22 protein-coding genes and 1 tRNA gene are annotated in these 17,054 nt (G+C 73.0%); 13 read left to right on the top strand and 10 right to left on the bottom strand.

All coding sequences use genetic code 11. From position 1 onward, the window contains the following. Positions 1-12: 12 nt before the first annotated feature. From ETU37_RS08640 to ETU37_RS08650, 3 genes are read right to left on the bottom strand one after another with little or no spacing between them, the layout of a single operon-like run. Positions 13-345 (bottom strand): TfoX/Sxy family protein, encoded by a 333-nt coding sequence (locus ETU37_RS08640; protein ID WP_129986818.1) that lies wholly within the window; start codon positions 343-345, stop codon positions 13-15. Between the two features lie 38 nt (positions 346-383). Further along, positions 384-1,022: a response regulator gene (locus ETU37_RS08645; protein WP_129986975.1), complete on the bottom strand. Its 639-nt coding sequence runs from the start codon at positions 1,020-1,022 to the stop codon at positions 384-386. A 5-nt stretch (positions 1,023-1,027) separates the two neighbouring features. Then, positions 1,028-2,194, bottom strand: a complete 1,167-nt coding sequence (locus ETU37_RS08650; RefSeq protein WP_129986819.1) for a sensor histidine kinase — start codon at positions 2,192-2,194, stop codon at positions 1,028-1,030. A 140-nt stretch (positions 2,195-2,334) separates the two neighbouring features. Between ETU37_RS08650 and ETU37_RS08655 the strand changes: the two genes are divergently transcribed. From ETU37_RS08655 to ETU37_RS08675, 5 genes are all read left to right on the top strand, one after another. Beyond that, positions 2,335-3,234, top strand: coding sequence for an ABC transporter ATP-binding protein (locus ETU37_RS08655; RefSeq protein ID WP_129986820.1), 900 nt, complete (start codon positions 2,335-2,337; stop codon positions 3,232-3,234). Continuing rightward, positions 3,231-4,076 (top strand): ABC transporter permease, encoded by an 846-nt coding sequence (locus ETU37_RS08660; RefSeq protein ID WP_129986821.1) that lies wholly within the window; start codon positions 3,231-3,233, stop codon positions 4,074-4,076. Before ETU37_RS08655 ends, ETU37_RS08660 begins: the two co-directional genes overlap by 4 nt. 112 nt (positions 4,077-4,188) lie before the next feature. Further along, entirely contained in the window at positions 4,189-4,908 is a 720-nt protein-coding gene (gene rph / locus ETU37_RS08665) for a ribonuclease PH (RefSeq protein ID WP_129986822.1), read from the top strand. After that, the gene (locus ETU37_RS08670; protein WP_129986823.1) at positions 4,905-5,558 is read left to right on the top strand and encodes a non-canonical purine NTP pyrophosphatase; all 654 of its coding nucleotides are present in this window, start codon (positions 4,905-4,907) and stop codon (positions 5,556-5,558) included. The genes rph and ETU37_RS08670 overlap by 4 nt, the downstream gene beginning before the upstream one ends. Next, positions 5,555-6,097: a nucleosidase gene (locus ETU37_RS08675; protein ID WP_129986824.1), complete on the top strand. Its 543-nt coding sequence runs from the start codon at positions 5,555-5,557 to the stop codon at positions 6,095-6,097. Before ETU37_RS08670 ends, ETU37_RS08675 begins: the two co-directional genes overlap by 4 nt. Here ETU37_RS08675 and ETU37_RS08680 read toward each other — a convergent pair. The 3 genes from ETU37_RS08680 to bcp all read right to left on the bottom strand — a co-directional run bounded on the left by ETU37_RS08680 (position 6,082) and on the right by bcp (position 7,137). Then, a complete protein-coding gene (locus tag ETU37_RS08680) occupies positions 6,082-6,474 on the bottom strand; it encodes a GNAT family N-acetyltransferase (protein WP_206053804.1) in 393 nt (130 codons plus the stop codon). The two genes, ETU37_RS08675 and ETU37_RS08680, sit on opposite strands and share 16 nt — an antisense overlap. Before the next feature lie 48 nt (positions 6,475-6,522). Then, positions 6,523-6,600 (bottom strand) — tRNA-Leu (locus tag ETU37_RS08685). A 60-nt stretch (positions 6,601-6,660) separates the two neighbouring features. Continuing rightward, positions 6,661-7,137: a thioredoxin-dependent thiol peroxidase gene (bcp, locus tag ETU37_RS08690; RefSeq protein WP_129986825.1), complete on the bottom strand. Its 477-nt coding sequence runs from the start codon at positions 7,135-7,137 to the stop codon at positions 6,661-6,663. A 127-nt stretch (positions 7,138-7,264) separates the two neighbouring features. Between bcp and ETU37_RS08695 the strand changes: the two genes are divergently transcribed. Genes ETU37_RS08695 through ETU37_RS08705 form a run of 4 tightly spaced genes read left to right on the top strand, consistent with a single transcriptional unit; the run spans position 7,265 to position 9,723 of the window. After that, positions 7,265-7,960 carry an energy-coupling factor ABC transporter permease gene (locus tag ETU37_RS08695; protein ID WP_165372457.1) on the top strand — a complete coding sequence of 232 codons (696 nt, stop codon included), beginning with the start codon at positions 7,265-7,267 and terminating at the stop codon, positions 7,958-7,960. Next, complete coding sequence (locus ETU37_RS23140) at positions 7,957-8,295, top strand: PDGLE domain-containing protein (protein WP_165372458.1); 339 nt, start codon at positions 7,957-7,959, stop codon at positions 8,293-8,295. Before ETU37_RS08695 ends, ETU37_RS23140 begins: the two co-directional genes overlap by 4 nt. Before the next feature lies 1 nt (position 8,296). Continuing rightward, positions 8,297-8,977, top strand: coding sequence for a cobalt ECF transporter T component CbiQ (gene cbiQ / locus ETU37_RS08700; protein ID WP_129986826.1), 681 nt, complete (start codon positions 8,297-8,299; stop codon positions 8,975-8,977). Beyond that, positions 8,974-9,723: an energy-coupling factor ABC transporter ATP-binding protein gene (locus tag ETU37_RS08705; RefSeq protein ID WP_129986827.1), complete on the top strand. Its 750-nt coding sequence runs from the start codon at positions 8,974-8,976 to the stop codon at positions 9,721-9,723. The genes cbiQ and ETU37_RS08705 overlap by 4 nt, the downstream gene beginning before the upstream one ends. Positions 9,724-9,739: 16 nt before the next feature. On the opposite strand, the gene ETU37_RS08710 is transcribed toward ETU37_RS08705, so the two are convergent. Beyond that, the gene (locus ETU37_RS08710; protein ID WP_129986828.1) at positions 9,740-9,925 is read right to left on the bottom strand and encodes a DUF1918 domain-containing protein; all 186 of its coding nucleotides are present in this window, start codon (positions 9,923-9,925) and stop codon (positions 9,740-9,742) included. 117 nt (positions 9,926-10,042) lie between these two features. On the opposite strand from ETU37_RS08710, the gene ETU37_RS08715 reads away from it, so the two are divergent. The 3 genes from ETU37_RS08715 (at position 10,043) to ETU37_RS08725 (ending at position 12,582) form a co-directional block, all read left to right on the top strand. After that, the gene (locus ETU37_RS08715) at positions 10,043-10,300 is read left to right on the top strand and encodes a DUF3618 domain-containing protein (RefSeq protein WP_129986829.1); all 258 of its coding nucleotides are present in this window, start codon (positions 10,043-10,045) and stop codon (positions 10,298-10,300) included. Between the two features lie 8 nt (positions 10,301-10,308). After that, a complete protein-coding gene (locus ETU37_RS08720) occupies positions 10,309-10,629 on the top strand; it encodes a GroES family chaperonin (RefSeq protein ID WP_129986830.1) in 321 nt (106 codons plus the stop codon). A gap of 99 nt (positions 10,630-10,728) precedes the next feature. Beyond that, the gene (locus ETU37_RS08725) at positions 10,729-12,582 is read left to right on the top strand and encodes a hypothetical protein (RefSeq protein WP_129986831.1); all 1,854 of its coding nucleotides are present in this window, start codon (positions 10,729-10,731) and stop codon (positions 12,580-12,582) included. 20 nt (positions 12,583-12,602) lie between these two features. Here ETU37_RS08725 and ETU37_RS08730 read toward each other — a convergent pair whose 3' ends face one another. Both ETU37_RS08730 and ETU37_RS23145 read right to left on the bottom strand, forming a co-directional pair. Next, entirely contained in the window at positions 12,603-12,908 is a 306-nt protein-coding gene (locus ETU37_RS08730; protein ID WP_129986832.1) for a hypothetical protein, read from the bottom strand. Positions 12,909-12,952: 44 nt separating this feature from the next. Beyond that, positions 12,953-13,372: a hypothetical protein gene (locus ETU37_RS23145; protein ID WP_165372459.1), complete on the bottom strand. Its 420-nt coding sequence runs from the start codon at positions 13,370-13,372 to the stop codon at positions 12,953-12,955. A gap of 95 nt (positions 13,373-13,467) precedes the next feature. On the opposite strand from ETU37_RS23145, the gene ETU37_RS08740 reads away from it, so the two are divergent. Continuing rightward, on the top strand, positions 13,468-15,903 hold the full coding sequence (locus ETU37_RS08740) for a penicillin acylase family protein (protein WP_129986834.1): 2,436 nt from the start codon (positions 13,468-13,470) through the stop codon (positions 15,901-15,903). A 13-nt stretch (positions 15,904-15,916) separates the two neighbouring features. Here the strand turns inward: ETU37_RS08740 and ETU37_RS08745 are convergent, their stop codons facing one another. Further along, entirely contained in the window at positions 15,917-16,798 is an 882-nt protein-coding gene (locus ETU37_RS08745) for a sigma-70 family RNA polymerase sigma factor (RefSeq protein WP_129986835.1), read from the bottom strand. Positions 16,799-17,054: the final 256 nt, after the last annotated feature.

The following is a 17,054-nucleotide window of genomic DNA, read 5'->3' on the forward strand; positions in this document are numbered from 1 at the left end:
GGATGCTGTGGGCTACTTGGGTGGCAGCGAGCGGGCGTAGCCGACGCCGTGCGCCACCCACTGCCCCAGCTCCTCGTCGGTCGTGACGGCCGCGTCGTCGACGCGCAGCCAGCCGTCCATCGCGCGCCCGCGCATCTCCATGCGGTGCACGTGCACGTCGTCGACGAGCTCGTCGCTGGTGGCGGGGTCGATGCGGAGCATCAGCCCGCCCTGCCCGCTGGCCGCGACGGCCATGTTGCCGCCGACCAGGAACGCCAGGCCGCCGAACATCTTCTTCTCGCTGAGTGCGGGCTCGTCCTGCACGACCGCCCGGATGCGGTCCGCGAGCTCCTCGTCGTACGCCATGGGGACACGCTAGGACGCCTCACCGACAGGTTCGCCGCTCAGACCAGCCCGGCGTCGTGCACGCAGATCGCGATCTGCACCCGGTTGGTGACCTCGAGCTTGGCGAACAGTCGCGAGATGTGCGCCTTCACCGTCGGCACGCTCAGGTGCAGGTCGGCGGCGATGTCGGCGTTGCTCAGCCCGCGCGCCAGAGCCAGGGCGACGTCGCGCTCGCGGTCCGTGAGCTCGGCGAGACGGTCGCGGGCGCGGGTGGCCCGGTCGTGGCCGTCGAGGTCCTGCACCCGGGCGATGAGCTGCCGCGTGACGCTCGGCGACAGCATCGGGTCACCGGCCGCGACGCGCCGTACCGCCTCGACGATCTGCTCGGGCGGCGTGTCCTTCAGCAGGAAGCCGCTCGCGCCGGCCGCGAGCGCGCGCACCACGTGGTCGTCGGCGTCGAAGGTGGTCAGCACCACGACCTCCGGCGGCTGCGGCTGCGCGAGCAGGCGCTCGGTGGCGTCGAGCCCGTTCATCACCGGCATCCTGATGTCCATCAGCACGACGTCCGGCCTGACCTCGCGGGCGCGGACGACGGCCTCGGCGCCGTCCGACGCCTGGGCGACGACCTCCAGGTCGGGCGCGCCGCCGAGGATCAGCGCCAGACCGGCACGCACGAGCGCGTCGTCGTCGACGAGCATCACCTTCACCGCTGCCACGGCAGCCACACCTCCAGCACGAACCGGCCGTCCTGCACCCGCCACCGCAGCGTGCCACCCGCCAGCTCGGCGCGCTCGGCCAGGCCCACCAGGCCGAACCCCGGCTCGCCGCGCCGCCGGTGGCCGGGCGGCAGCGGGTTGTCCAGCCGCACCGAGACGCCGCTGTCGCGGTCGCCGGTGACGCGCACCGCGACGTGGGCGGCGCCGGCGTGCTTGCGCACGTTGGTCAGCCCCTCCTGGACGACCCGGTAGACGGTGCGGCCGACCTGCTCGGGAAGGTCGGCGTCGCCGGTCACGTCGACGGCGAGCTCGACGACCGTGCCCGACGCGACCGCCTCCGCGACGAGGGACGGCACGTCCCGCAGGGTCGGCTGCGGCTGGTCCGGGGCCGGGTCGCCGTCCGTGCCGCGCAGCACGCCGAGGAGGGAGCGCAGCTCGACCATCGCCTGGTGCGCGTTGTCCTGGATCACCCGGGCGCTGGCGGCGACCTGCCCGCGGTCGAGGTCCTGCCGGTAGGCGAGCGCGCCCGCGTGCATCGTCACCAGCGAGATCCGGTGGCCGAGCACGTCGTGCATCTCGCGGGCGATGCGTTCGCGCTCGGTCGCGCGCGCCTGCCCGACCCGGAGCGCCTGCTCGGTCTCCGCCCGCAGGGCCCGCTCGCGCAGCGTCCAGAGCAGCTCGCGTCGGGAGCCGATGTACATGCCGAACGCCATCATCGCCGCGATCACCGCGACGTTGATGCCGGTCGAGACCCACCGCGGTGCGGGGTTGTCGATCTGCTGGACCGCCGCGAAGATCTCGACGGACAGCCAGTTGGCCAGCGCGACGGCGACGATCTGCGCGTACCTGCGCCGGGTGGCGAGCGAGACCGCGGCCAGGGTCGCCGGCCCCGCGGCCGAACCCGAGAAGGCGCTGACCCAGGCCAGCGAGAAGGCGGTGCTGAACGGGTACCGCCGGCGCAGCAGCACGACCCCGAAGCTCACCACGCCGACCAGCAGGTCGACCCAGAACAGGGCACGCGCCTCCTGCCACTGGCGCTGGGCGACCGAGCTCCACACGACCGCGGAGATGACCACGGAGAGGCCGAGCCGCCAGGCGTGGGACCAGACCGTGAGGGGCGGCTGCCAGGGCGCGCTCGGGTCCGGTCGGTGCACGACGTCCACCCTAGGGAGGACGTCGGCCCGGCCGACACCGCCGGAGGTCTCGCCCGCCGTACCCGGACCCCTACTTTCGTCGGCGCACCGCAGCCCTCGGACCGATGCGTCCGGGCCGCCGGAGACGAGAGGGTGGAGCCATGATCACTGTGGAGGGACTCACGAAGACGTTCGGTGACTTCGTCGCCGTCGACGACGTGTCGTTCGAGTGCCGCCCCGGCAGGGTGACCGGCTTCCTCGGCCCCAACGGCGCGGGCAAGACGACGACGATGCGCATCCTCACCGGACTCACCCGGACCAGCCAGGGCTCGGCGACGATCGGCGGCCACCGGTACGCCGACATCCCCAACCCCGGCCTGCACGTCGGCGTCCTCCTGGACGCTTCCGCGCAGCACGGCGGCCGCACCGGGCGCGAGGTGCTCACCCTGGGCGCGAGGACGATGGGCCTGCCGTCGTCCCGCGTCGACGAGATGCTGGAGCTGGTGAGCCTCACGCCGGTCGAGGCGAAGCGGCGGGTGAAGAACTACTCGCTCGGCATGCGCCAGCGGCTCGGCATCGCCCACGCCCTGCTCGGCGACCCTTCGGTGCTGATCCTCGACGAGCCGGCCAACGGCCTCGACCCGGCCGGCATCCACTGGATGCGCGGCCTGCTGCGCGACTACGCCAACCGCGGCGGCACGGTGCTGCTCTCGTCGCACCTGCTGCACGAGGTGGAGGTGATCGCCGACGAGCTGATCGTCATCGGCCAGGGCCGCATTGTCGCCCAGGGCACCAAGGCGGAGCTGCTGCAGACCGCCGGCACCTACGTCCGTGCCGCCGACTCCGCCGCGATCGCGGCAGCCCTCGAGACCAACGGGATGACCGCCCTCCCGTCCGGCGACGGTGGCTTCCGCTCCGACGCCGAGCCGGCCCAGGTCGGCAAGGTCGCCGCCGAGGAGGGGATCGCGCTGGTCGAGCTGCGCCCCGCCGACGGCGCCGGCCTCGAGGAGATGTTCCTCCAGCTCACCGCCGAGACCCAGCGCGAAGGAGACGCCGCATGAGCGCCGCCGCGACCCCCGCCCCCACGTCGCACCCCACGGACGGCCCGCTGCGCACGCTCGACGTGTCCGGCACCAAGCCGATCCCGTTCGTCCGGCAGGTCGGCGTCGAGCTCCGCAAGATGGTCGACACCCGTGCCGGCCTCTGGCTGATGGTCACCATCGCGGTGATGACCGCCCTGTTCGTCGTGCTGCTGTTCATCTTCGGGGACAACGGCGAGACCGACCAGCGCACGTTCGTCAACTTCCTCGGGACGACGTCGACGCCGCAGGGATTCCTGCTCCCCGTCCTCGGGATCCTGCTCGTGACCAGCGAGTGGAGCCAGCGCACCGTGCTGGTGACGTTCACGCTCACGCCGCGACGCGGGTTCGTGATCGCCGCGAAGACGGTGGCGGCGCTGGTCATCGGTCTCGCCGCACTGGTCCTGGCTATGGCCTTCGCGGCCGTGGCGGCCGTGGCCGCCGACGCGCCCGGCGCGTTCGACGGGTTCGGTGTGGACGACGTCGCGAAGTTCGGCCTGCTGCAGTCGCTCGGCGTCCTCCAGGGTCTCGCCTTCGGTCTGCTGTTCCTCAACTCCGCCGTCGCGATCGTCGTGTTCTTCGTCGTGCCGATCGTGTTCAACGTGCTGGTGAACCTGATCTCGTGGCTGCGCGACGCCGCCCCGTGGATCGACCTGGCCACCGCGCAGCAGCCGCTGATCGGTGTCGACACCCAGACCGGGCTGCCGGTCGACGTCGCGCTCGGCGCGGAGCAGTGGCTGCACCTCGCGACGGCCACCACCATCTGGATCGTCGTGCCGATCGCCATCGGCATGTGGCGCATCCTGCGCTCCGAGGCGAAGTAGCCCGGAGCGGCACCCACGAGGGGCCGCGCGGCGACCGGCGGGTACGGGGGACCAGCCGGCCGGCGCGCGGCCCTGTCGTCTCGCACCACCCGGCCGTCACTAGGCTCGGCGCATGACACGTGCCGACGGCCGCCAGAACGACGAGCTCCGCCCGATCACGATCACGCGCGGCTGGCTCGACCACGCCGCGGGGTCCGTGCTGGTGGAGTTCGGCCGCACCCGCGTCCTCTGCGCGGCGTCCGCGACCGAGGGCGTGCCCCGCTGGCGCAAGGGCTCCGGGCTCGGCTGGGTGACCGCGGAGTACGCCATGCTCCCGGCCTCGACCAACACCCGCTCCGACCGCGAGTCGGTCAAGGGCCGCATCGGCGGGCGCACCCACGAGATCTCTCGGCTGATCGGGCGGTCGCTCCGTGCGGTCATCGACTACAAGGCGCTCGGGGAGAACACCATCGTCCTCGACTGCGACGTGCTGCAGGCCGACGGCGGCACCCGCACCGCCGCGATCACCGGGGCGTACGTCGCCCTCGCCGACGCCGTCGCCCACCTCAAGGGCCGGGGCGCCCTCACCGGCGACCCCCTGCTCGGCTCCGTGGCGGCGGTCTCGGTCGGCATCATCGACGGCGAGCCGCGGCTCGACCTGCCCTACGAGGAGGACGTGCGCGCCGAGACCGACATGAACGTCGTCATGACCGGCGACGGCAGGTACATCGAGGTCCAGGGCACCGCCGAGGGCGCCCCCTTCGACCGCCCGCTCCTCGACGGGCTGCTCGGTCTCGCCGAGAAGGGCTGCGCCGACCTGACCGCGATCCAGCGCACGGCGCTCGCCGGATGACCGACGGCGACCAGCGGGTCCAGGTCTTCGTGGCGTCCCGCAACGCGAAGAAGATCGCCGAGATGCAGCGCCTGCTCGAGCAGCACGTGCCCGACATCCAGGTGCTCGGTCTCGACGACGTCGCGCCCTACGACGAGCCGGCGGAGACCGAGCCGACGTTCGAGGGCAACGCGCTGATCAAGGTCCGCGCCGGCGTCGCGGCGACCGGCCTACCGTCGATCGCCGACGACTCCGGCCTCTGCGTGGACGCGCTCAACGGCATGCCCGGCGTGCTGTCCGCCCGCTGGGCCGGCACGGCCAAGGACGACGCCGCCAACAACGACCTCCTGCTGCAGCAGCTCGAGGACGTGCCCGACGAGCGACGCGGCGCGCACTTCACCTGCGCGGTCGCCTTCGGCTACCCGGTCGGGGCCGGCGGGATCTCCGAGCACGTCGTCCACGGCGAGATGCGCGGCCGGGTGATCCGCGAGCTGCGCGGCGACGGCGGGTTCGGGTACGACGTCCTCTTCGTCGCCGACGACACGGTGGCGGGGGGCGACTGCCACACGTCCGCGGAGCTCGACCCCGATGCCAAGGACGCCATCTCCCACCGCGGCAAGGCGCTGCGTGCGATCGCGCCCGTGGTCGCCGACGTGCTCACGGGGCTGTGACGGTCCTCGTCGTCACGGCCACCGAGGCCGAGGCCGCCCACGTCCTCGCCGGGTTCGACGTGGTCGTCACCGGCCTCGGCAAGACCGCCGCGGCCGTCGCCACGACCTGCGCGCTGCTCGAGCGTGACCGCGCCGGCCTGACCGTCGTCAACATCGGCACCGCCGGCGCGCTCCGGCCCGGTGTCGAGGGGCTGCACGAGGTCGGCACCGTGCTCAACCACGACATCAGCGCCGCCGCGATCCGGGCGCTCGGCTACGACCCCGAGGACGAGCTGGAGATCGGCCCGTCGGCGGTCGTGCTCGCCTCCGGCGACGTCTTCGTCAGCGACCCCGCGGTCCGTGACGCGCTGGCCGCGCGGGCCCACCTCGTCGACATGGAGGGCTACGCCGTGGCCTACGCGTGCCGGCGGCTCGCCGTACCCGTGCGGCTGGTCAAGCACGTCTCCGACGCTGCCGACGAGTCCGCGCTCGACTGGCCGGCGATGATCGAGCGCAGCGCCCGCGCGCTCGGGGCGTGGCTGGCTCAGGCGCCCGGGTAGATCCGGAAGCCCGACATCCGCTTGTGCTCGAACTCCGCGTAGAACCCCTGCGCGGAGTCGGTGATCAGGTCCATCCGCTTGGTGCCGGTGGCCTGGAACGTCGCCGTCACCAGCAGCCGCGCGATCCCGCGCCGGCGGTGCTCGGGGTGCACCGCCACGAACGACAGGTGGGACTGCAGCACCCCGTCACCCAGCGCCTGCGCCCAGCCGACGAGTGAGCCCTCGGCCACCGCGACGTACGCCGCCGCGCCCTGCGCCGTGCACACCTGCCGGACGACGGCGGGGTCGGTGAGCGAGGGCCACTGGACGGTCGTCGACAGCCGGGCGATCCCGGCGGCGTCGCCGTCCTCGAACGGCCGGATATCCACGGTGCTCACGACTCGCACCCTAGGTCACGACGCCCGACCCACCCCGGCGTCGACGGCTGGTGCGCCCGGCGAGACTCGAACTCGCACTGCGCAGGACCTAAACCTGCTGCCTCCTGCCAATTGGGCTACGGGCGCGCCCGGCCAGTGTAGGGAGCGAGCGCCCGCTCCCTGCACTCCCGGCGCGCGACCCGTCGGTCAGGACGCGAGCCCGAGGTCCTTGCGCAGCTTGGCGACGTGCCCGGTCGCCTTGACGTTGTACTGCGCGACCTCGACCCTGCCGTCCTCGCCGATGACCAGTGTCGAGCGGATCACGCCCTCGACGACCTTGCCGTAGAGCTTCTTCTCGCCGTACGCGCCCCAGGCCTTCATGACCTTCTTGTCCGCGTCGGAGAGCAGGGTGATGGTGAGGCCGTCGCGCTCGCGGAACTTCGCCAGCTTCTCGGGCTTGTCGGGGGAGACGCCGAGCACCTCGTAGCCGGAGGCGTGCAGCGAGTCGAGGGAGTCGGTGAAGTCGCAGGCCTGCTTGGTGCACCCCGGGGTCATCGCGGCCGGGTAGAAGTACACGATCACCTTCTTGCCCTGGAGGTCCGACAGGGTGACCGTCTCGCCGGTGTCGGTCGGCAGCGTGAAGTCGGGGGCGCGGTCGCCCGGCTCGAGGCGGGTCTGGGGCATCGTCGGTACCTCTCCGTTCGCACAGGAACCATCTGCCCAGGTGGCTTATTGCGAACGATGTGCAATAGCGTAGCCTTCTCGACAGAGCCCCGCGGCGCGGGGGAGCACCAAGGTAACGGAGGTCGGCATGCACGTCCCGGACGGTTTCCTCGACGTGCCGACGTCGGTCGCCACGGGCGCCGTGGCCGTCGCGGGCGTCGGCCTCGCGCTCCGGGGAGCCCGCCGTGAGCTCGACGACCGCACCGCGCCGATGGCCGGCCTGGTCGCCGCCTTCGTCTTCGCCACGCAGATGCTGAACTTCCCGGTCGGCGCGGGCACCAGCGGGCACCTGCTCGGGGGAGCGCTCGCGGCCGTGCTCGTCGGGCCCTGGACCGGCGTGCTGTGCCTGTCGGTCGTGCTGCTCGTCCAGGCCCTGCTGTTCGCCGACGGCGGCATCACGGCGCTGGGCACCAACATCACGCTCATGGGCATCGTCGGGGTCGGGGTCGGCTGGCTGGTGTTCCGCCTCGTCCAGAAGCTGCTGCCCAAGCGCACGAGCCTGGTCCCGGTCGCCGCCGGCGTCGCCGCGCTGGCCACCGTGCCCGTCGCGGCGCTGACGTTCGTGCTGCTGTTCGCGTTCGGCGGCCAGGCGCCGGTCTCCCTCGGCGCCGTGCTCACCGCGATGCTCGGGTGGCACGTCCTCATCGGCGTCGGCGAGGCGGTGATCACCGGGCTCGTCGTCAGCAGCGTCGTCGCGGTCCGGCCCGACCTCGTCCACGGCGCCCGCCCGGTCCTCGCCGCCCGCCGGCTCGAGGTCCGCACCGACACGGAGGTCTCCGCATGAGGACCCGCAGCTTCGTCCTCGCCGGCGTCGTCGTCGCGCTGCTGCTCGCCGGCGGCCTGAGCTTCTACGCCTCGAGCCACCCCGACGGCCTGGAGTACGTCGCCGAGAAGACCGGCTTCCTCGACAGCGCCGACGACCACGCCGCCGGCGACGGCCCGTTCGCCGACTACGCCACCAAGGGTGTCGACGACGCGCGGCTGTCCGGTGGTGTCGCCGGCATCGTCGGCACCCTCGTCGTGCTCGTCCTCGCCGGCGGCCTCGGCTTCGCGGTCCGCCGCCGCGGCAGCGCCGGGCAGTCCGAGCGGGCCGACGCGCGGGACAAGACGGACGCCTGACATGGGTCAGGGCCACGGCCACAAGCTCCACTTTCACGGCCACTCGCCGGTCCACCGGGCCGCACCGCACCACAAGCTGCTCGCCCTGCTCGGCTTCACGCTGGTCGTCGTGGCCACCCCGAAGGACTGGTTCGCCGCCTACGGCCTGTACCTGCTGCTGCTCGCGGCGGTCGTCGTGGTCAGCACCGTGCCCCCGACGTACCTCCTCAAGCGGCTGGTCGTCGAGGTCCCGTTCGTCGTGTTCGCGCTGCTGATGCCGTTCATCGCGACCGGCCCGCGGGTCGAGGTGCTCGGCGTGAGCCTCAGCGAGCACGGCCTGCTCGCCGGGTGGGCGCTGCTCGCCAAGGGCACGCTCGGCGTGCTGGCCAGCCTCACCCTCGCCGCCACCACCGAGCCGCGCGACCTGCTGCTCGGCCTCGAGCGGCTGCGCCTGCCGCAGCAGCTCGTGCAGATCATGGGCTTCATGATCCGGTACGTCGACGTGGTCGGCGACGAGATGCGACGGATGCGCATCGCCCGGGAGTCGCGCGGCTTCACCGCCCGCAACCCCAAGCACTGGCCCGTCGTCGCGCGCAGCGCCGGCGCGCTGTTCATCCGGTCCTACGAGCGCGGCGAGCGGGTCCACCTCGCGATGGTCAGCCGCGGCTACACCGGCAGCCTGCGGCAGGGGAGCGACCGATGAGCACGCCCGTCCTCGACGTCCAGGGTCTCGCCTTCGCCTACCCCGACGGCCACCAGGCGCTCTACGGCGTCAACCTCCACGTCCACCGCGGCGAGCGGGTCGCCCTGCTCGGGCCCAACGGCGCCGGCAAGACCACGCTCGTGCTGCACCTCAACGGCATCCTCGACGCGGGAGCCGGCTCGGTCGCGGTCAGCGGCCTCCCGGTCACCAAGGACAACCTGAGGGAGATCCGGCGCCGGGTCGGCATCGTGTTCCAGGACCCCGACGACCAGCTGTTCATGCCGACCGTGCGCGACGACGTCGCCTTCGGCCCGGCCAACCTCGGCATCCGCGGCGGCGAGCTCGAGAAGCGCGTCATGGAGGCGCTCGACAAGGTCGGCATGGCCGACTACGCCGACCGGCCGCCGCACCACCTCAGCTTCGGTCAGCGCCGCCGCGTGGCCGTCGCGACCGTGCTCGTGATGGAGCCGGAGATCCTGGTGCTCGACGAGCCGTCGTCGAACCTCGACCCGGCCTCGCGCCGCGAGCTCGCCGAGATCCTCACCGGGCTCGACGTGACCCTGCTGATGGTCACGCACGACCTGCCGTACGCCTTCGAGCTCTGCCCCCGCTCCGTCGTTCTCTCCGACGGCGTCGTGGTGGCCGACGGGCCGACGTACGACGTGCTGACCGACGACGCGCTGATGGCGGCGCACCGGCTCGAGCTGCCGTTCGGGTTCGACCCGCGCGCCATCGGCCGGCGCTGACCGGCCGACCGGCCCCTCAGCCGTGCCGGATCTCGGCGTCCGGCCCCGGGTACACCAGCGACTCGTGCCCGTCGTCCGTCCACCGCACGAGGTACGGCGGGCCGCCGTCGCTGCCCCGCACCTCCACGATCTCGCCCTCCCGGCTGTGCTCGCCGACGTGGGCGTTGTGCACGAGCAGCCAGTCACCGACCGTTGCGTTCATCGCCACCATCTCCTCGGACGCAGGTTCCATCCTGCCTCCGGTCGGGGCGTTGCCGGTAGTGGTGGATAGTCTGTGCCCGAAGTCCCGCCCCGAACCACCACGAGCCGAGGAGCTGACGTGAGCAAGGCCGAGAACCGCGGTCTCGAGTCGCTCGAGAGCGAGATCGAGGCCACCCGGGCGCGCCTCGCCGACACCATCGACCAGCTCGCCTACCGGGCCAGCCCGAAGACGATCGCCCGGCGCGAGATCGCCTCCCTCAAGGCCGTGTACGTCGCGCCGGACGGGTCGCCGCGCACCGACAACATGCTGAAGACCGCCGGCGCCGTGGTCGGCTTCGTGGCGCTGATGGTCGTGCTGCGCCGGGTCACCCGCTGAGGCCTCACATGACCGAGAAGACCCCGATCCGGATGCTGCACGACCGCGTCCTCGTCAAGGTCGACGACCAGGGCGAGCGCCGGTCGACCGGCGGCATCGTCATCCCCGCCACCGCCGCGATGGGCGGCCGGCGGCTCGGGTGGGCGCGCGTCGCCGCCATCGGCCCGCACGTCCGCACGCTCGAGGTCGGCGACCGGGTCCTCTACGACCCCGAGGACAAGGCCGAGGTCGAGGTCAACGCCGACACCTACGTGCTGATGCGCGAGCGCGACGTGCACGCCGTCGCCGCCGACCGGCTCGGCGACAGCCAGACCGGGCTGTACCTCTAGGCACCTCTGGCCCGACCCGGCGCGCCACGGGCAGGGTCGGCCCCGAACTACGACGATCGAGGGATTCGGGGAACCGGCCGGGCCGGGACAGTCGAGGTGGTGTCATTCCGCGTCCTCCTGTCGACCTCCGCGCTCGTCCCGGCGCTGCTCGTCGCGTCCGCCGTGACGTGGGCAGCCGAGGCTCCCTCGCGCACGAGTGACGAGCAGCTCGCGAACCGGACGGTCGCGGCGGCGGCGCCGTACGAGATCCCCGGGGTGGAGATCGAGTCCCACGACCACGTCCCGCCGATGATCGACGGGCGCGGCAACCTCTATCGGGTCACCGAGGACATCAAGCCCAACGGCAACGAGCCGCAGGTGATGAAGTCCACCGACGGCGGCGTCACGTGGGTGGAGCAGGACCCGCTGCACCGTCCGCCGATCGGGGACACCGAGGGCGGCTGGGCGCTGCAGGACGGCCCCACGATCTGGTTCGCGTGGCAGTCCTCCGACATCCGGCTGATGCGGTTCAACACCTCGGACCACCCCACCGCGCCGGACACCTACCAGTTCCAGAACGAGGTCGTCTCGCCGACGGCCGACGGGCGACGGCAGTACGCCTCGTTGGCCGAGAACGCCGACGGCAGCCTCTGGGTGGCCTACGGCGCCCCGCCGTCCGGCGGTCCACGCTCCGGCGTGGTCAGGCGCGACCCGCAGGGCACCTACTCCAGCCCGGTGGTCGTCGACCCCGCGGTCGCGACCACCGCGCCCCGGCTGGTCAAGGGGACGGGCGACCGCACGTACGTCTTCTACAAGACCGAGGCCGACGACCGGATCTACGTCCGGGCCCTCTCCGCGACCGGGGCACTCTCCCCGCCGACCCGGGTCGACAGCGGCGGCACGAACACGATCCCGACACCGCTCACCAACGTGGTGAGCTACGCCGCCGGCGGGGACGAGGTCCTCGTCGTGCTCTTCGCCGGTCCCGACGGGATCCTCCGATCGGTCGACGTCCGCAACGGTGTCCCCGGCCCGGAGCAGGTCGTCAGCAGCACCCCGGTCACGATCGACCCCGGCGCCACCACGAACAACGCGGCGGTGGCCCACCTGGCCGTGGTCGGGACCACCGTCATCGCCATGTGGTCCGACGCGGCGAACGGCGACGTCTACAGCGACCAGCGGCTCGACGGCGGCCAGTGGGGAGCCGACACCCGTCGGGTCGACACCGGCACGGGCACCGCCAGCGACGTGCAGTACGTCTACCCCAACGTGCTGCGGCAGTCCGGCGACCGGGCCGAGGTCGGGTTCACCTACGACGTCGGGCCCACCGTGGACGACGACTCCAACATCTTCTACGGACAGTTCACCGCCACCGGCCTGCCGGTCGTCGTCCCTGGTCCCGGGCCGGTCCCGGGTGGGGTCACGATCACGGCTGTGGACCCGCCGAGAGGGCTGGTACCGCACCGGCGGACCTGGCTGCGGCTGCACGTCCGCGACGGCGCGGGACGGCCGCTCGTCGGACGCGTGCTGGGCGTCGTCGTGCGCGACACCGTCACCCGCGCGCACCGCAGCCAGGAGCTCACCAGTGCCGGCGACCGGACGAGGGTGCGCGTCCGCGGCTACCGGCACCCCACCCGGGTCACCGTCATCGACGCAGCCACCGGAGCCAGGGGCCTCGTGCTCGACTTCCTCGTGAAGCCCCGCGTCACGATCGCCGGCGACCGGACCGCGCCCGGCCGCTTCACGGTGCGCGGGCAGATCCACCCGGAGGTCGCCACCAGGGTGGCGCTCCAGCGCCGCGCCGACGGCGGCTGGGTGAGGGTCGAGCGGAGCACCTCGAGCAAGCAGGGACGGGTGGCCTTCGCCGGTGAGCGACCCGGCACCTACCGCGTGCGGATCCCCGCTGCCGACGACCGGGTGGCGGCGCACTCCCGCCGGCTGCGGCTCGGCCACGCGAACCGTCCGGGAGCGTGAGGTCCCGTCCGAGGCAGCGCTCAGGCGCCGCGGCCTCGCCGCAGCACCAGCGCGACCAGCACGAAGGCAGCGGCGTAGACGGCGCCGTTCACCGTGCCCGCGATGACCATGTTGACCAGGCCCGGCCAGTCCGCCATCCGGTCGGCGATCGGCCGGAGCAGCGGTGCAGCCGGCACCAGGACCGGGTGCACCGCCTCGGCCACGACCGTCACGAGCGCGAGCATGGTGACCACGAACGCGGCCAGGAAGCCGATGACGAACCCGAGGACGGCGGGCCGGCGCAGCGAACGTGCGGACCCCGTCGAGGGGGCGGTGTGACTGGTCATGGCTCCACGCTCCCGCTCAGCGGGACGGTCGCGCCAGAGTAGGGCTACTCAGTCCGCGACGACTCGGCCGGAGTGGCCCGGTGGGTCCCGGTCCGGGTCTCGGCCTCGGTGTCCGTCGTGGTCGGGGCCGCCGACGGAACGTCCGGGTCGAGCTCGTCGGCCGCCCGCATGGTCTCCTGGTGCTCGGCGCGCTCCCGCTCGGCCGCTGCTGCACGGTCGGCGGCCTCCGCCTCGAGGCGCTCGGCCTCCTCCCGTGCCCGCTCGGCGGCACGGGACGCATCCTCGGCGTGCGCCTCGCGCTGCTGCACCCCGGTCGCCTGCGCGGCGGCCTGCTCGCGGAGCTCGGCGGCCCGGCCGCGGTCCCGTTCCTTCTTCTTGGCACCCGAGGCCCGCACGGCGAAGACGATCCCCGCCAGCAGGACGACGGCCACCACGATGATCAGCACCACACTGCCTGTGTCCACGTCAGCTCCTCTCGCTGCTGCGCTCCCGGTACCCGCCGACACCGTTCCGCACGCCTCGCGCCGTAACCCGTTCCAGTTCCGGCCGTTATCCGGGCATGCCCCGTCGCCTGCTGCCCGCGCTCGCCACCCTGGTCCTCGTGCCCGGCCTGGTCGTCGTCCCGGCCCTGACCGCGCCCTCCACGGCCGCCCCGGACCGGTACCGCGCCGAGATCGTGCGCACCGAGCACGGCATCCCGCACGTCACCGCGGACGACTGGGGCTCGCTCGGCTACGGGTCCGGGTACGCCGCCGCCGAGACCAGCATCTGCAACCTCGCGGACACCGTCCTCACCGCCCGGGGCAAGCGTTCGAAGTTCCTCGGCCCCGACGCGCGCTACCAGGACCACGTCACCCTCGACGCCACCAACCTGCAGACCGACACGCTCTTCACCGACATCCGCAACCGGCGCGTGGTCGAGAAGCTGTTGAAGGACAAGGTCCGCGGACCCGGGAAGCAGACCCGTGCGATGGTCAAGGGGTACGCCGCCGGGGTCAACGCCTACCTCCGCCACATCGGCGGCAGCAGGAACATCACCGACCCCGCCTGCCAGGGCGCCCGCTGGGTCCGGCCGAACGCCACCGCCCTCGACATCTGGTACGCCGTCTACGCCGCCAACCTGCTCGCCTCCACGGGGGTCTTCGTGCCCCAGGTGGCCGACGCCGCACCCCCGAGCCCGGCCGACCCCGGCCTGCCCAACCTGCCGACCACCGCCCGCTTCGCGCCCCAGCCGGCCCCCGACGCCGTGCCCGACCGCGACGCCCTGCTCGCCGGGCTGGGCAAGGACCCGCAGTCGCCGTTCGGCTCCAACGCCACCGCCGTCGGCCGCGACGTCACCACCAACGCGCGCGGCATGGTGCTCGGCAACCCGCACTTCCCGTGGCGCGGCCGCTACCGGTTCACCCAGATGCACCTGACCATCCCCGGGAAGTACGACGTCGCCGGTGCCGGCCTGATCGGCTCACCTGTCGTCAACATCGGCTGGAACAAGGACGTCGCCTGGAGCCACACCGTCTCCACCGCCTACCGGTTCACGCCGTACGAGTACAAGCTCGTGCCGGGCACCACCCAGTACCTCACCGAGGACGGGCCCCGGGACCTCCAGCACCGCACCGTCTACGTCGAGGCGCGCCAGGCCGACGGCTCGGTGCGCACCGTGCAGGAGGACGTCTGGCGCACCGGCCAGGGATACGTCGTCGACGCGCCGGACCAGCTGATGCCATGGAGCGCGGCGAGCGTGTTCGCGCTGCGCGACGCCAACGCCGAGCACCTGCGCACCGTCGACACCTTCCACGCCATGGCGAAGGCCGACGGCGTGCGCGACCTGCTCCGGCGCCAGGACCACGGCGGCGGCATGCCCTGGGTGAACACCACGGCCGCGGACCGCAGGGGCAACGTGCTGTACGCCGACCACTCGGTCGTGCCCAACGTGCCCGACGACCTCGTCGACCAGTGCATCACCCCGACCGGGGTCGTGCTGCGCCAGGCGGCCGGCCTGCCTGCGCTCGACGGCACCCGCGCCGAGTCCACCTGCGCCTGGCGCACCGACGCCGACGCCCAGCGCCCCGGCGTGTTCGGGCCGTCCCACCTGCCGTCGACGCTCCGCAAGGACTGGGTGATCAACGCCAACGACAGCTTCTGGCTGCCCAACCCGGCCCAGCGGCTGGAGGGCTACGCCGGGATCATCGGCTGCGAGCGCTGCGAGCGGTCGCTGCGCCAGCGGATGGTCTACCGCTACGTGATGGACCGGCTCGCCGGCACCGACGGGCTCTCGAAGGACCGCAAGGTCTCGCTGCGCACGCTGAGCCGGTCCGAGCACGAGAACCGGGTCTTCGGCGCCGAGCTCGCCCGCGAGAACGGCGACCTGCAGAAGGTCTGCCAGGCCGCGTCCGGCGGCGCCTCCTGCGACGTGCTCGCCGCCTGGGACGGCCGCTCCGACGTCGACAGCGTCGGTACGCACATCTTCCAGGAGTTCTGGAAGCGCGCCCAGGACGCCGCCGTCCTCTGGGAGACGCCGTTCGACCCCGCCGACCCGGTCGGCACGCCCCGCAACCTCGCCGAGACCAGCCCGCAGGTCGTCCAGGCGATGCGCGACGCGCTCGCCATCCTGGCGGACGAGGGCGTCGCCCCCGCGACGCCCTGGGGCCAGCTCCAGGTGGCCGGGGACGACGGCGCCCCGCCGGTCCCGGTCGGCGGCGGCGAGGGCTTCGCCGGCAACGCCAACGCGGTCTCGTCCCGGTTGCCCGCCGCCAACACCGACCGCCTGTACCCGGTCAGCTACGGCTCCTCCCACATCCAGGCCGTCGCGTTCCGGGACAAGGGCCGGCTGGCGGCCCGCACGATCCTCACCTACGGGCAGTCGATGGACCCGACCCGCGCGATCTCGCGCGACCAGACCCGGCTGTTCGGCAAGGAGAAGTGGGTGCGGTTCCCATGGACCGACGCGCAGATCGCGCACCAGCAGGTCAGGCGGTACGTCGTCAGCGGCCGCTGACGACGTACCGAGCTCAGACCTCCGAGAGCTGACCGCGCAGCTGGGTCAGCACGCGCGAGAGGATCCGCGACACCTGCATCTGGGTCACGCCGACCTCGGCGGCGATCTGCGACTGGCTCATCTGCCGGAAGAACCGCAGGTAGAGCACCTGCCGCTCGCGCTCGGGCAGGGCCTTCACCGCCGGCATCAGCATGACCCGGGCCTCGGCCTCGTCGAGGGAGTTGTCCTCGTGGCGGAGCGTGTCGCCGAGCGACGCGGAGCCCTGGTCGCCGAGCGGCAGGTCGAGGGAGGTCGGGGTGAAGCAGCCGTCGGCGGACAGCGCCTCGAGCACGTCCTCCTCGGAGGCGCCGAGGTGCGCGGCCACCTCGGACACGCGCGGGGAGCGGCCGAGCGTCTGGATCAGCTCGCCCTGGGCGCGGGCCACGTCGGCCTGCAGCTTCTGGATCGGCCGCGGCGGGCGCACCATCCAGCCGAAGTCACGGAACTGCCGCTTCACCTCGCCCTTCATCGTGACCACGGCGTAGGACAGGAACTCGACGCCGTGGCTCGGGTCGAAGTTGCGCGCCGCCTTCAGCAGCGCCATCGAGGCGGCCTGGGTGAGGTCCTCCTCGGCGATGCCCCGGCCGCGGTACCGCACGGCGATGGCGCGAGCCAGGCCCATGTGCATGACGACGACCTCGTCCTGCAGCCGCTTGCGCTCGACCGGGTCGGTCTCGGCGGCGGCCTGGGTCAGCAGCCGGGTGCTGAGCGCGCTGCGGGACTCGGTGGCGGACCCCGGCGGCGTCTCGAGGTCGGACTGCTCGGTCCGGGCCGGCTCGGGGGTCGTCGTGGGGGCCGCCGACCCGCTCCGCTGCCGGCTGATCCGACCGGTCCGCTCCGCCACCGTCACGCTCATGCTGCTTCCGCCTTCGCCATCAGCGGGTCCTGCCGGCAGGGGATCAGCCGGTCGTGCCCGTGTCCAGCCCCCGCCTGCATGCCGTCATCCCCGGGCGACCGGGCACGGAAACCATCGTGTCCCGCTGGTCTGGACGACGAAACGGACATTCGGAACGCCGGGTTTGGGGGCCGGGGGCGCCGAGCAGAACAACCGGTTCTGCGGGACCGGGACGGTACCGCGACCGGGACCATCCGGCCCGGCGCGACACGAGGGT

The sequence above is a fragment of the Nocardioides iriomotensis genome (assembly GCF_004168035.1).
In the GTDB taxonomy this organism is placed as follows: domain Bacteria; phylum Actinomycetota; class Actinomycetes; order Propionibacteriales; family Nocardioidaceae; genus Nocardioides_B; species Nocardioides_B iriomotensis.

What these genes read in the sequence shown, in the direction of transcription:
- ETU37_RS08695 (WP_165372457.1), top strand. Translation starts at nt 7,265, where the DNA reads ATGCACGTCCCGGACGGTTTCCTCGACGTGCCGACGTCGGTCGCCACG.
- ETU37_RS23140 (WP_165372458.1), top strand. Translation starts at nt 7,957, where the DNA reads ATGAGGACCCGCAGCTTCGTCCTCGCCGGCGTCGTCGTCGCGCTGCTG.
- cbiQ (WP_129986826.1), top strand. Translation starts at nt 8,297, where the DNA reads ATGGGTCAGGGCCACGGCCACAAGCTCCACTTTCACGGCCACTCGCCG.
- ETU37_RS08670 (WP_129986823.1), top strand. Translation starts at nt 4,905, where the DNA reads ATGACCGACGGCGACCAGCGGGTCCAGGTCTTCGTGGCGTCCCGCAAC.
- ETU37_RS08640 (WP_129986818.1), bottom strand. Translation starts at nt 345, where the DNA reads ATGGCGTACGACGAGGAGCTCGCGGACCGCATCCGGGCGGTCGTGCAG.
- ETU37_RS08710 (WP_129986828.1), bottom strand. Translation starts at nt 9,925, where the DNA reads ATGAACGCAACGGTCGGTGACTGGCTGCTCGTGCACAACGCCCACGTC.
- ETU37_RS08660 (WP_129986821.1), top strand. Translation starts at nt 3,231, where the DNA reads ATGAGCGCCGCCGCGACCCCCGCCCCCACGTCGCACCCCACGGACGGC.
- ETU37_RS08720 (WP_129986830.1), top strand. Translation starts at nt 10,309, where the DNA reads ATGACCGAGAAGACCCCGATCCGGATGCTGCACGACCGCGTCCTCGTC.
- ETU37_RS08705 (WP_129986827.1), top strand. Translation starts at nt 8,974, where the DNA reads ATGAGCACGCCCGTCCTCGACGTCCAGGGTCTCGCCTTCGCCTACCCC.
- ETU37_RS08745 (WP_129986835.1), bottom strand. Translation starts at nt 16,798, where the DNA reads ATGAGCGTGACGGTGGCGGAGCGGACCGGTCGGATCAGCCGGCAGCGG.
- ETU37_RS08730 (WP_129986832.1), bottom strand. Translation starts at nt 12,908, where the DNA reads ATGACCAGTCACACCGCCCCCTCGACGGGGTCCGCACGTTCGCTGCGC.
- ETU37_RS08740 (WP_129986834.1), top strand. Translation starts at nt 13,468, where the DNA reads ATGCCCCGTCGCCTGCTGCCCGCGCTCGCCACCCTGGTCCTCGTGCCC.
- rph (WP_129986822.1), top strand. Translation starts at nt 4,189, where the DNA reads ATGACACGTGCCGACGGCCGCCAGAACGACGAGCTCCGCCCGATCACG.
- ETU37_RS08645 (WP_129986975.1), bottom strand. Translation starts at nt 1,022, where the DNA reads ATGCTCGTCGACGACGACGCGCTCGTGCGTGCCGGTCTGGCGCTGATC.
- ETU37_RS08655 (WP_129986820.1), top strand. Translation starts at nt 2,335, where the DNA reads ATGATCACTGTGGAGGGACTCACGAAGACGTTCGGTGACTTCGTCGCC.
- bcp (WP_129986825.1), bottom strand. Translation starts at nt 7,137, where the DNA reads ATGCCCCAGACCCGCCTCGAGCCGGGCGACCGCGCCCCCGACTTCACG.